At 65.7% G+C, this 12274-nt stretch carries 10 protein-coding genes and 1 pseudogene; 7 read left to right on the top strand and 4 right to left on the bottom strand.

Going from position 1 to position 12274, the window contains the following annotated elements; all coding sequences use genetic code 11:
- Positions 1 to 77 precede the first annotated feature (77 nt).
- Positions 78 to 776 (bottom strand): ligase-associated DNA damage response endonuclease PdeM, encoded by a 699-nt coding sequence (gene pdeM, locus B8446_RS05595; protein ID WP_048848125.1) that lies wholly within the window; start codon positions 774 to 776, stop codon positions 78 to 80.
- Positions 773 to 3133 carry a ligase-associated DNA damage response DEXH box helicase gene (locus B8446_RS05600; RefSeq protein WP_241767653.1) on the bottom strand — a complete coding sequence of 787 codons (2361 nt, stop codon included), beginning with the start codon at positions 3131 to 3133 and terminating at the stop codon, positions 773 to 775. Before B8446_RS05600 ends, pdeM begins: the two co-directional genes overlap by 4 nt.
- A 182-nt stretch (positions 3134 to 3315) precedes the next feature.
- On the opposite strand from B8446_RS05600, the gene sthA reads away from it, so the two are divergent.
- The 3 genes from sthA to B8446_RS05615 are packed head-to-tail and all read left to right on the top strand — an operon-like array spanning position 3316 to position 7360.
- On the top strand, positions 3316 to 4755 hold the full coding sequence (sthA, locus tag B8446_RS05605; RefSeq protein WP_048848129.1) for a Si-specific NAD(P)(+) transhydrogenase: 1440 nt from the start codon (positions 3316 to 3318) through the stop codon (positions 4753 to 4755).
- On the top strand, positions 4752 to 5768 hold the full coding sequence (locus B8446_RS05610; protein ID WP_241767652.1) for a ligase-associated DNA damage response exonuclease: 1017 nt from the start codon (positions 4752 to 4754) through the stop codon (positions 5766 to 5768). The genes sthA and B8446_RS05610 overlap by 4 nt, the downstream gene beginning before the upstream one ends.
- Positions 5765 to 7360 carry a cisplatin damage response ATP-dependent DNA ligase gene (locus tag B8446_RS05615; RefSeq protein ID WP_048848131.1) on the top strand — a complete coding sequence of 532 codons (1596 nt, stop codon included), beginning with the start codon at positions 5765 to 5767 and terminating at the stop codon, positions 7358 to 7360. Before B8446_RS05610 ends, B8446_RS05615 begins: the two co-directional genes overlap by 4 nt.
- A gap of 31 nt (positions 7361 to 7391) precedes the next feature.
- On the opposite strand, the gene B8446_RS05620 is transcribed toward B8446_RS05615, so the two are convergent.
- Positions 7392 to 8411, bottom strand: coding sequence for an L-idonate 5-dehydrogenase (locus B8446_RS05620; RefSeq protein ID WP_048848134.1), 1020 nt, complete (start codon positions 8409 to 8411; stop codon positions 7392 to 7394).
- Between the two features lie 119 nt (positions 8412 to 8530).
- A complete protein-coding gene (locus B8446_RS05625) occupies positions 8531 to 8827 on the bottom strand; it encodes a SelT/SelW/SelH family protein (protein WP_048848174.1) in 297 nt (98 codons plus the stop codon).
- A 116-nt stretch (positions 8828 to 8943) separates the two neighbouring features.
- Between B8446_RS05625 and B8446_RS05630 the strand changes: the two genes are divergently transcribed.
- From B8446_RS05630 to B8446_RS05640, 4 genes and pseudogenes are all read left to right on the top strand, one after another.
- Positions 8944 to 9297: a PadR family transcriptional regulator gene (locus tag B8446_RS05630; RefSeq protein ID WP_084712101.1), complete on the top strand. Its 354-nt coding sequence runs from the start codon at positions 8944 to 8946 to the stop codon at positions 9295 to 9297.
- Positions 9294 to 9896: an HAAS signaling domain-containing protein gene (locus tag B8446_RS05635; RefSeq protein ID WP_048848137.1), complete on the top strand. Its 603-nt coding sequence runs from the start codon at positions 9294 to 9296 to the stop codon at positions 9894 to 9896. Before B8446_RS05630 ends, B8446_RS05635 begins: the two co-directional genes overlap by 4 nt.
- 470 nt (positions 9897 to 10366) lie before the next feature.
- A pseudogene (locus B8446_RS16755) lies at positions 10367 to 10453 on the top strand (hypothetical protein); the annotation flags it as partial.
- Between the two features lie 364 nt (positions 10454 to 10817).
- Positions 10818 to 12023, top strand: a complete 1206-nt coding sequence (locus B8446_RS05640; protein ID WP_373277131.1) for a serine hydrolase domain-containing protein — start codon at positions 10818 to 10820, stop codon at positions 12021 to 12023.
- Positions 12024 to 12274: the final 251 nt, after the last annotated feature.

The following is a 12274-nucleotide window of genomic DNA, read 5'->3' on the forward strand; positions in this document are numbered from 1 at the left end:
AGCCCTGCTCGGGCGGCATGCGAGGATGACGGTAGCGATCGATGGTTAAGAAAGTGTTGCCGGTCTGCGGAAACGATTCAGGCCTGCCGCATCCGTGCCCGTGGCGCAGGCGCCGTCCGGAAGGCGAACACGCGGTCCCGGCCCAGCAGGAACAGTTGCGCGCCGCGCGGATAAAGGCCGGCGATCGCGGGATCGCGGACGTCCAGCCCGCCCGTGTAGGTCCCGAAGGCCGGCAGGATCATGCGTGTGTCGTCTGCGATGAAGCAGGGGCGCGAGATGGTCTGGCCGCGTGTCTGGACCTGCGCCTTCGGATGCAGATGGCCCGCCATTTCAGGATCGGTGCAGACGCCATCTCGCGGGATGTGGCGCAGGGTGAAGGGTTCGCAGGCGAGTTCGTCGCAGGATCGGCCGGGCAGCGTTTCGGGCGGATCGGGATCGTGGTTGCCGGTGATCCAGACGAGGTCCAGCCCCTCGGCGATCCGGAGCAGGCGCGCGCGATCGGCGGGATTGAGGCGAAGGGCCGCCGCGCGATCATGGAAGCTGTCGCCCAGGGCCACCAGCATGGCCGGTGCGTAACGGCGGCGCAGGAGCGCAAGACGGTCCAGGGTCAGGGCCGTGTCGTACGGCGGCAGCAGCATGCCGCGCCGTGCGAACGCCGTGCCTTTTTCCAGATGCAGGTCGGCTGCGATCAGCATGCGCCGGGCCGGCCAGTACACGGCGCCTGCCGGGTCGAGCATCAGACGCTCGCCCGCCATATGCAGGGGGGCGGCCGTCATGCGCTTTCGCTCATGCCTTCCGCGATCAGCTGTTCGGCTTCTGCCAGCAAGTCTTCTTCCCCCGCGCCATGCGCTATGCGTTCGCGCCCTATTTCCAGCAGGACCGGCACGGCCAGTGGCGAGACGCGCGGCAGACGCACATGTACGGTCCTGCCCGCAGCCCGGCGCAGCATGTGGGCGATGCGTCCGAGGTCGGTCAAGCCCGCGGCGGCATCGGCGCGGGTCGCACGCAGCAGGACGTGATCCGGTTCGTGCTGGCGCAGCACGTCGTAGAGAAGGTCGGAGTTGATCGTGACCTGACGCCGGTTCTTCTCGGCGCCGGGCGCCTTGCGCTCGATCAGGCCCGCGATCACGGCAACGGTGCGAAAGGTGCGGCGCAGCATGGCGCTGTCGGCCATCCAGGCGTCCAGATCGTCGCCCAGCATGTCCTCGGCGAAAAGGGCCGCCATGTCCTGCGGCTCGTGCGCGCACCAGCAGGCCAGCACATAATCCGTGGTGACGAAGCCCAGCGGCCCGGCACCGGCGCGTTCTAGACGACGCGTCAGCAGCATGCCCAGCGTCTGATGTGCGTTGCGTCCCTCGAAACAGTAGGCGACGAGGTACCACCGGCCGCCGCGCGGGAATGTCTCGACCAGCAGGTCGTCCTCGCCCGGCAGGCGCGACCGGCGTGCCTGAAGGGCCAGCCATTCCTGCACCGGCACCGGCAGAAGCGGCCAGAGATCGGGGTCGTGCAGGATGCGTCGCACGCGATCGGCGAGGTTGGTCGAGAGCGGCAGGCGGCCGCCTTCATAGATCGGCACGCGCGGTTCGCCTCCGGTGCCGGGCGTGACCTCCACCGCCGTCTCGCGCAGCCCTTCGAAGCGCAGCAGTCGTCCCCCGAACAGGAACGTGTCGCCCGGCACGAGCTGGGCTGCGAAACCCTCTTCCACCTCGCCCAGCACGCCGCCGCGTCGCTGGCGGACGCGCAGCATGGGGGCTTCCACGATCGTGCCGATGTTCATCCGGTATTGCCGGGCCACGCGCTCGTCCCGCACCCAGACCAAGCCGATCGCATCCGTGAACAGCTTCCGATGACGGTCATAGGCCTGAAGCGCATAGCCGCCGTCAGCCACGAAGCGCAGCGTATCGTCGAAATCCTGGCGAGAAAGCCGGGCGTAGGGTGCGGCCGTGCGCACCTCGGCATAGAGGTCGTCAGGCAGGAACGGCGCGCTGCAGGCCATGCCGAGCAGATGCTGCGCCAGCACGTCGAGCCCGCCGGGACGTGGCGGATCACCATCCAGCGCCATCTCCGCGACACCTTCACGCGCGGCCTCGCATTCCAGCACCTCGAACCGGTTGGCGGGCACGAGGATGGCGCGCGAGGCGGCATCCATGCGGTGATTGGCGCGGCCGATGCGCTGCAACAGGCGAGAGACCCCCTTGGGCGCACCGACCTGGATGACCTGATCGACGCCTGCCCAGTCGATGCCGAGATCGAGCGAGGACGTGGCGACCACGGCGCGCAGGCGCCCCGCGGCCATGGCGTCTTCCACGCGCCGTCTCTGCTCGGGATCGAGGCTGCCGTGATGCATTGCGATCGGCAGCGTCTCGTCATTGTGGCGCCACAGCGCGTCGAAGAGGAGTTCGGCCTGCGCGCGCGTGTTGACGAACACGATCGTCATGCCGCTTGCCTTGATCGCCGCCAGAATGGCCGGGGCCGCGAACAGGCCCATATGGCCCGACCAGGGCAGGGTCCGGTCGCGCGGGCCCGATGGTTCGGGCACGAGGATGCCGATCTCGGGCGGGGCGCCCTGTGCGCCCGTGATCCGCCGCACGCGGGCGGGATCGCCGTTCGGCGCGATATAGGCGGCGATGGCGTCGGGATGGGCTACGGTTGCCGAGAGACCGACGAGCCGGAGGTCGGGTGCGAGACGCGACAGACGCGCGGTGCACAATGCGAGTTGATCGCCGCGCTTGGTGCCCGCGATCGCGTGGATCTCGTCAAGGATCACGCAGGACAGTCCTTCGAACATCTCGTCCGCTTCCGGCAGCGACAGCAGAAGGGCCAGGCTTTCGGGCGTCGTCAGCAGGATATCGGGCGGGATCTCGCGCTGGCGCTTGCGCTGGGTCTGCGACGTGTCGCCGGTGCGGGTCTCGATCCGGATGGGCAGGCCCATGTCGTCGATCGGATCGATCAGGTTACGGGCGATATCCTGTGCCAGCGCCTTCAGCGGACTGACATAGACCGTATGGATCTTGCCCGACGAGCCGTGCTTCGCGAGGTCCACGAGGCTCGGGAGAAAGCCCGCCAGCGTCTTGCCGCCACCCGTCGGCGCAACCAGAAGCGCAGACTGTCCGCTGGCCGCGGCGTCGAGCATGGCGCGCTGGTGCGGGCGGGGTGTCCAGCCGCGGGCGGCGAACCAGGTTGCGAAGGCATCGGGCAGGAGATCGGTCGTCACCGGACCAAGATGGGGGCACTTGCGGCCCTGGCAAAGAGTGGTTTCGCGAACGGTCCGGGTATTCGGGCGTTCTGTTCGGGGCGCAACCGCTGGAGATGCCGATGACCGGGTCCTTCGACTATGATCTGCTGGTGATCGGGAGCGGGCCGTCGGGCCGCAGGGCTGCCGTGCAGGCCTCCAAGTTCGGACGATCCGTGCTCGTCGTGGACGCCAATCCGCGGGTCGGCGGTGTGTCGGTCCATACCGGGACGATCCCGTCGAAGACGCTGCGCGAGACCGTGCTGAACCTGACCGGCTGGCGGGAGCGCGGCTTCTACGGCATGGCCTACCGGGTCAAGAAGGACATCGGGGCGGGCGACCTGCAGGCCCGGCTGACGAAGACGCTCGATTACGAGGTCGATGTCCTCGATCATCAGTTCTCGCGCAATGGCGTGCAGGTCGAGCGAGGGTTCGCGCGGTTTCTCGATCGGCACCGGATCGAGATTCTCGGAGAAGCCGGGCATTCGCATGTCGTGAGCGCCGACAAGATCGTGATCGCGGTCGGCACCACGCCGTATCGGCCGTCCAACGTCCCGTTCGACGGCAAGACCGTGCTCGACAGCGACGACATCGTGCGTCTCTCGCAGCTTCCACGATCACTCACGGTCATCGGCGGCGGTGTCATCGGCATCGAATATGCGACGATCTTCAGTGCGCTCGACGTGCGCGTGACCGTCGTGGAGGCACGCGACACCATCCTCGACTTCATCGACCGCGAGACGGTCGCCGATTTCATGCATCAGTTGCGGGACCGGGGCATGAATTTTCGCCTGGGCGCACCACTGGAGGAAATCCGGATCGAGGCGGGGCAGCCGGTGGCGCTCCTCGACGGCGGGCGGCGCGTCCGTTCGGAAATGCTTCTGTTCACCGGCGGCCGCACGGGTGCGACCGAACGCCTCGATCTTGCGGCCTGCGGCCTTGAGGCAGACAAGCGCGGTCGCCTGAAAGTCGATCCGGACACGTTCGAGACCGAGGTTCCGGGCATCTATGCCACGGGCGACGTCATCGGCTTCCCGTCGCTGGCCTCGACCTCGCTGGAACAGGGGCGGATCGCGGCCTGTCATGCCTGCGGCGAGGCTTTGCCGGCGGCGCCCAGTTTCTTTCCCTATGGTATCTATTCGGTGCCGGAAATCTCGACTGTGGGTCTGACGGAAGAGCAGGCCCGGGCGCAGGGCATTCCGTACGAATGCGGGATTGCGCGTCTGCGCGAGACGTCGCGCGGGCATATCATGGGATTGTCGGGCGGAATGCTGAAGCTCGTGATCGCGCTCGACACACGCAAGCTGCTCGGCGTGCATATCGTGGGCGAGAGCGCGACCGAGCTGATTCACATCGGTCAGGCCGTTCTGAACTTTGGCGGCACGTTCGATTATTTTATCGACGCGACCTTCAATTACCCGACATTGGCAGAAGCCTACAAGGTGGCGGCACTGGATGCCTGGAACCGGATCACGCCGCGTCGGGACGAGCTGGCGCATGCCGGATCGGTGCCCATGTCGTGAGCGGGGTCATCTCGTGGCTTCAGCCACGTCCGGAAGGATTGTATTGCGTACCAGGAAATTTCTTCATCGATCCGCTCAGGCCGGTTGCACGCGCGGTAATCACGCATGGGCATGCCGATCATGCCCGGCCGGAGCAGGACAGGGTGCTCGCAACGCCCGAGACCCTCGCCATCATGCGTACGCGCATGGGCGAGGACCGGGCGGGGAAGACGCAGCAGGCCCTGCGTTATGGCGAGACCCTGGCGCTCGGGGGTGTGTCCCTGCGTCTGGCACCGGCCGGGCATGTTCTGGGCAGCGCACAGGTCGTGATGGAGCATGCCGGCCAGCGTGCCGTGGTGAGCGGCGATTACAAACGCGCGGCCGATCCGACCTGCACGCCGTTCGAGCCGGTGACGTGCGACCTGTTCGTCACCGAGGCGACATTCGCACTTCCCGTGTTCCGGCATCCCGACCCGATGCACGAGATCGGAAAACTGCTTCACAACATGACGCTGTTTCCGGAGCGTACGCATGCGATCGGGGCTTATGGCCTCGGAAAGTGCCAGCGTGTCATCGCATTGCTCCGGCAGGCCGGGTATGACGCGCCGATCTATCTGCATGGCGCCCTCCTGCCGGTCTGCGCGCTTTATCAGGAATTCGGCGTGGATCTGGGCGATCTGCGGCCGGCGACAGGCGAAGCCAAGGCAGCCTTGCGGGGCGCACTCGTCATCGGTCCTCCGGCGGCAGTGACGGATCGGTGGGCGCGGCGGATGGCCGATCCGGTTGTCTGCATGGCGTCGGGCTGGATGCGCGTGCGTCAGCGTGCACGGGCCCGCGGCGTGGAATTGCCTCTCGTCATCAGCGATCATGCGGATTGGGACGAACTGCTGATGACGTGTTCCGAGGTCGGCGCCGAGGAGATCTGGGTGACGCATGGACGGGAGGACGCGCTGATCCACGCGCTGTCGTTGCGGCAGATCAGGGGGCGTGCGCTGCGGCTTCTGGGATATGGCGACGAGGACGAAGCGGAATGATCGCGTTTGCGAGCTTGCTGGAGCGGCTGATCTTCACGCCGTCGCGCAATGCGAAGATCGCCTTGCTGCGCGATTATTTTACAACGGCGCCGGACCCGGACCGTGGCTATGCCTTGGCGGCGATGGCGGGTGCGTTGTCGTTCTCCGCGGCCAAGCCCGGGCTGATCCGCGCCCTTGCGGCCGAGCGCATGGACCCGGTCCTGTTCGATCTTTCCTATGACTATGTCGGCGACCTTGCGGAGACCGTGGCCCTGATGTGGCAGGTTGATGCAGGCCGGCCGGATCGTGTCGCGCCTTCGCTCGGCGATGTCGTGATGGCGCTGGAGACGACGCCGAAAGCAGCCCTTCCGGATCTCGTGGGCGCATGGCTCGATGCATCGGAATCGAGCGAGCGGTTCGCCATTCTCAAGCTGATTACCGGGGCCTTGCGTGTCGGTGCGTCGGCGCGGCTGGCCAAGACGGCGCTTGCCGAGATCGCGGGCGTGCCGACCGATGACATCGAGGAGGTGTGGCATGGGCTGGCCCCGCCTTATGATGCGCTGTTTGCCTGGATCGAAGGACGCGGCGCGCGGCCTGACATGGCGGATGCGCCGGTGTTTCGCCCGACCATGCTGGCGCAGCCCCTGGACGAGGCGGAACTCGATCGTTTTGTGGCGTCGGAATGGCGGGCGGAATGGAAATGGGATGGCATCCGCGTGCAGCTCGTTCGCACGGCGCAGGGAGCCAGGCTGTATACCCGCACGGCGGACGATATTGGGAACGGCTTTCCGGAAATCGTGCAGGCCATGGACGATATGACGGAAGATGCCGTTCTGGACGGCGAACTTCTGGTCATGCAGGACGGCGAGCCCGCACCATTCTCGAGCTTGCAGCAGCGCCTGAACCGCAAGTCTCCGGGACCTGCCATGCTGCGGAATTTCCCGGCCGGTGTCAGACTGTATGACATCCTGTTCGACGGCACGGAGGACGTGCGCGGTCTTGGCTTCGATGCCCGTCGTGCCCGGCTCGAAGCATGGTTCGCGCGTGTGCGGCCCAAGCGCATGGATCTGTCGCCGCTGGTCGATTTCGCCAATATGGACGCCCTTGCGGAAATCCGTGCCGGCGCACGCGCTGCGGCCATCGAGGGGCTGATGCTCAAGCGGGCCGACAGTCCGTATCTGGCCGGTCGGCCGCGCGGGCCTTGGTGGAAATGGAAGCGCGAGGCGCTGACCGTCGATGCGGTCATGATGTATGCGCAGCGCGGGCACGGACGCCGCAGTTCGTATTATTCGGACTATACGTTCGGGCTGTGGCGCGTGGGTGAAGACGGCGTCGATGAACTCGTGCCGATCGGCAAGGCCTATTCAGGCATCACCGACGAGGAACTGGCATTTCTTGACCGGTGGGTGCGCAATCACACGATCGGGCGGTTCGGGCCGGTGCGTGAAGTCGAGAAATCCCTCGTCCTGGAAGTCGCTTTTGACGCGGCCCAGCGTTCCGCACGGCACAAGAGCGGTGTGGCGCTCCGGTTCCCGAGGATTGCGCGCATCCGCACAGACAAGCCGGCGCACGAGGCGGACCGGCTTGCGGAATTCGTGGCGCAGACTCTGTAGGATTCCGGACACGCTGCCATGCGGTGTGCATTCAGAACGTGAGCTGTACTTTCATGGCCCGGGTGCGGTCCGAAGCCTGATCGAATGCCGCGACCGCATCCTGCATGGGAAACCGGTGTGTGATCAGCGCGTCGAGATTGGCCCGTCCCGAGTCCAGAAGCGAAACCGCGATACCGAACTCGTCGCGGAACCTGAAGGAGCCTTTCAGGGTGATCTCGCGCGCCACGACGGTGCTTTGCGGCAGGGACACTTCGCCGCCCAGCCCGACCTGCACGACGGTGCCGCAGGGATGCATCACGGCAAGCCCCGCCGCAAGCGCGCGTTCGTTGCCTGAGCATTCGATCATGACGTCGATCGTGCCCTGATATTCCGAGAGGGCCTCCGGGTCGGCGCGCATGTCGATCGTCCGGTCCGCGCCGAGCGTACGGGCGATCTCCAGCGGCTGCGGCACCACGTCCGTTGCGACGATCTCGAGGGCGCCGTGAAGACGGGCAGCAGCGATGGCAAGCACGCCGATCGGACCGCATCCCGTCACCAGAACCCGCTTGCCCAGCAGGCTGCCGGCGCGGCTGACGGCGTGAAGCGCCACGGCGAAGGGTTCGGCCATGGAAAGGGTGGAGGTGCTTGCACGGGTGCCGACGAAGCATTGGCTGGCGTCGCACACGAGTTCCTCGCGGAAGCCGCCCTGAACATGTGGCGTGCGCATTGCGCTGCCGTAAAAACGCATGTCGGTGCAGTGATTGAACAAACCGTTGCGGCACATCGCGCAGTGGCCGCACGGCCGGCTCGGATTGACGGCAACGTGATCGCCCACCGCAAGTTTGTCGACGTCGGGACCGAGTTCGACGATCGTGCCCGCGATCTCGTGCCCGATCACCATCGGTTCGCGCACCCTGATCGCGCCGAACCCGCCATGGTGGTAGTAATGCAGGTCCGAGCCGCAGATGCCGCCGGCCTCGATACGAACGCGGACCTGTCCCGGTCCTGGGCGTTCAGCCTCGTATGGCGTGACGCGCAGGTCATGGGGGGCGTGGATAACGACTGCGTGCATCAGGGCTCTCCAGAAATTTGCGGACAGAGACCTAATGCAGAAAGTCGTGGATCAGGGCCTCAAGAAGACGTGGGGCACGGTTTCGTGTCGTCAGGGCGTCCTTCTGCGCACGTTCCGGATCAGCGATCGACGTGTCCGAGATCGCGTTCCGGGTCGATGGCATCGCGCACGCGCTGCTTGAGCTCCTTCGGGCCGGGGAAACCGCCGTCGCGCTTGCGTTCCCAGATAACGGTTTCGTCCACCGCGATCTCGAAGCGGCCGCCGGTATCCGGGATGAGGGCGACCTCGCTCAACGCCTGACCGAATGTCTGGAGAAGTTCCTGCGCCATCCAGGCCGAGCGCAGGAGCCAGTTGCATTGCGTGCAGTAGTGGATGGCGACGCGGGGGCGGTGAAGGGGCGGTGTTTCTGTGTTCATGACGATGCTTCCGGGGTCATGGAAATCCCGCTCACGCAAGCGCCTGGTCATTGCCGAAATCAATACCTTGCAAAGCAAGGCATAGGCCTTCATAGAAAGATTGCGAGGGAGGTATCATGGACCGGATCGAAGGCCTGATCGGCAAATGGGAGGTGCAGGTCCGCAAGGGCCTGCTGGAATTCGTGATCCTGCTTGCCCTGCATGAGCGCGAGCAATACGGGTTCGAGCTGATGAGCGGCGTCGCCCGGCGTGCGTCGCTCGACGTGCCGGAAGGCACTCTCTATCCACTGTTGCTGCGTCTTTCGAAGGATGCGCTCGTCTCCTCGAGATTCGAACCGGGCGACGGTGGCGCGCCGCGCAAATACTACGCCCTGACGCCGGAAGGCCGCACGGCCCTGCGCGCCATGATCGCGTCCTGGACGCGCCTGAACCATGCAGTTTCCCACATGATTGCCGGAGCCTATCGATGATGCCTGCATTCGAGGATCCTCAGGCGGCCCGTATGTGGCAGGCCTATTTCGCGGATGTCGCACGCCGTCTCAAGGCGGTCGATCCGGAGCAGGCCCGTGAACTGCAGGCCGATCTGGAGGCTCATCTGGCCGACAGTCTTGCAAGCCTGGATCCGACATTGCCGGAATGCATCCGGCTTGATGATGCGATCAGGCGGCTCGGTCGTCCGATCGATTATCTACGCCCGGTCGTCGCCGATGACCTGCTCGCCCGGGGCACCGACGGTTTCCGGCCGATTGCCCTCGCGCGTGGGCTTTATCAGAGCCTGTGGCTCGGCACGCGGTGGGCCTTCTTCGGGCTTATCTTCGGTCTGGGATATCTGGCGTTGGCCTGTCTTGCAGTGCTGGCGCTTCTCAAGCCGCTCTGGCCTTCGCATGTCGGCATGTTCGAGAAAGGCTCGACATTCGCGGGCCTCGGTGCCTTGTCGGACATCGGTGGCACCCGAGAGCTTCTGGGATGGTGGTTCGAGCCGCTGGCGCTCTGCTTGACGGCCGCGCTTTACGTGCTGCTGACGGCGGCCTTGCGCGGGCTTCGCAAGCAAGGCCGTTTTCGTGCCTGAAACCATTGTATAGCAAGGAAAAGCGCTCGCGTCGGGGAATGGGACGCGAGAAGAAGCCGCTTATAGCGTTGCCGACGATGGTGCCGTGCCGCCAGCATTCTGGACGGACGCCGTTCGTTTCGCAGGTCTCGCTTGCGGTCTGGCCTGGGCCGTCTGGATTGGCGGGTGGTTCGTCAACGGGCGTCCTGCGAGCCCGACCGCTGCGCCCGCCATGGCGGCCTGTGTCACTATCGGCGCTTTTGGGCCCGCACTTGCCGCAGGGATCGCCGCCTTTCGCCGCGGCGGGTGGGCCGGCCTGAAGAAGTGGGCAGGAGCCTATCGTCGCTGGCGGTGCGGCTGGTTCGCGTCGGGAGCACGATCCTGAGCGGCGAGACGCCTCAAGCCGGTGCAGGCCATGGCCTGCCGCCGATCGCCTTTTATCTGGCCCTGTTTCCTTTATCTCCCTGTTCATCGGTCCGGCCAATGTGGCGATGTTGGGCGGTCCGTTGAACAGGGAGGGTGACTGGCGCGGCTGGCTCCTGCCGCACCTTTTCGGACGTTTCGGCGACATGCGCGCAGCGTTCGCGGTGGGTGCCGTGTGGGCGTGCTGGCACCTGCCGTACTGTCTCCTGCGTGGCGTGACGGCATGGCGTTACGCGACTTCCTGCCGTCGTATACGGTGTGGGTCATGAGCACGAGCTGCCTCATGGGCGAAATCTGATGGTGCACGCGCGGCTCTTTGCTGCCCCGCATCTGGGGCCATGGGGTGATCAATGCGCCGGGTGACGTGGCTTTCAACCCGAATCCTTGGGGGCGGCCATGGTGGGAGCCCGTGCTTTGGCCGGAGAAGGCCATGCTGCTAGGCGAGATGCAGATGGCCCTCGTGTTCATCCTGTCGGCGGGCGGCTTGCGTCTTGTGCGTCGCTGGCCAATTCTGCTCCGATGACTGTACGAAACGACAAGCCGTCTCCCGTTCCCGGCGCCCGGATGCGGGGCGGCCACCTTCTGCACCGTCGCGGCCTGATGGCTGGGGCCGCCGCGCTCGGACTGGCCGGCTGCGCCGCGAACGCCGGCTCCGACCGTTTCGCCCGGATCGATGCGCGCGTGCACCGGGCCATCGCGGACGGGCAGACGCCGGGCGCGGTCGTGGCGATCGGACATGGCGGGGCGCTGGTCTATGGCCGGACGTTCGGTAACCGGGCGCTGGTTCCGTCACCCGAGCCGCTGACATGGCAGACGCGCTTCGATATGGCGTCGTTGACCAAGGTGCTGGCGACGGCGCCCAGCGTCATGCAGTTCTGGGAACGTGGCGTGTTCCAGCTCGACGATCCGGTCGTTCGGTACTGGCCGGAATTCGCGGCCAATGGGAAGGGCGCGATCACGATCCGCATGTTGCTCACCCATTATTCGGGCCTGAAACCGGATCTGCCGCTCGATACCCCTTGGGCGGGACGGGAAACCGCCGTGCGGCTGATCCTGGAGTCGACGCCCGATCGGTCACCCGGCACGCAATTCGTCTACAGCGACATCAACTTCCTGACGCTCGGCATTCTGGTCGAGCGCTGGTCAGGCCAGACGCTTGCGGATTATGTGCAAGGCAATGTCCTCGGCCCGCTTGGCATGACGCAATCTGGTTTCCAGCCGTCCGGAAGCCTGCGTCCGATGATCGCACCCACGCAGTTCGACGAGCACGGCGCAATGATGCGCGGCGTGGTGCATGATCCGACGTCTCGGCGGATGGACGGCATTGCAGGTCACGCCGGGCTTTTTTCGGACATCAACGATACCTGTCTTTACGCGCAGGCTCTGCTCGATCGCCGCGCGGGACGACCGAGCACCTATCCGTTGCAGATGCGAACCGTCCAGATGATGACGACGCCACAGCAGCCTGATCCTCATGCTGCGGACAAGCGCGGACTTGGCTGGGACATCGATACACCTTTTTCCTCGCCGCGTGGGGACGTCTTCCCCAAGTCGTCTTTCGGCCACACCGGTTTTACCGGAACGTCGCTCTGGATGGACCCAGCGTCCGACACGTTCGTCGCAATCCTGACGAACCGGGTTCACCCGCGCGGCGGCCACAGCGTCGTTGCCCTGCGGCACGACGTCGCGACCCTGGCCGGACAGGCGCTCGGTCTCACGAGCTGAAGAAATCGCAGTTTCGTTACGGGGCGCCAGCGGTGCGGCGGTAGCCGAGAGCGGTCTGATGTTGCGCCGGCCGCCTTTCGGAAGACGATCCCGGTATTGGCCGGCGGCCTGCATATGTCAGACCGTCCGGGCGTTTTGGCGCGCAGGTTCTTTCATGCAGTGCGCTCTGCTTTGCAGATGACTGGCCCGGTCAGTTCGAGACATAGTATTTCAGCAATAAATTTCATTTTGTTTCTGGACTGATTATCAGG

The organism is Tanticharoenia sakaeratensis NBRC 103193 (genome assembly GCF_000963885.1).
GTDB lineage: Bacteria > Pseudomonadota > Alphaproteobacteria > Acetobacterales > Acetobacteraceae > Tanticharoenia > Tanticharoenia sakaeratensis.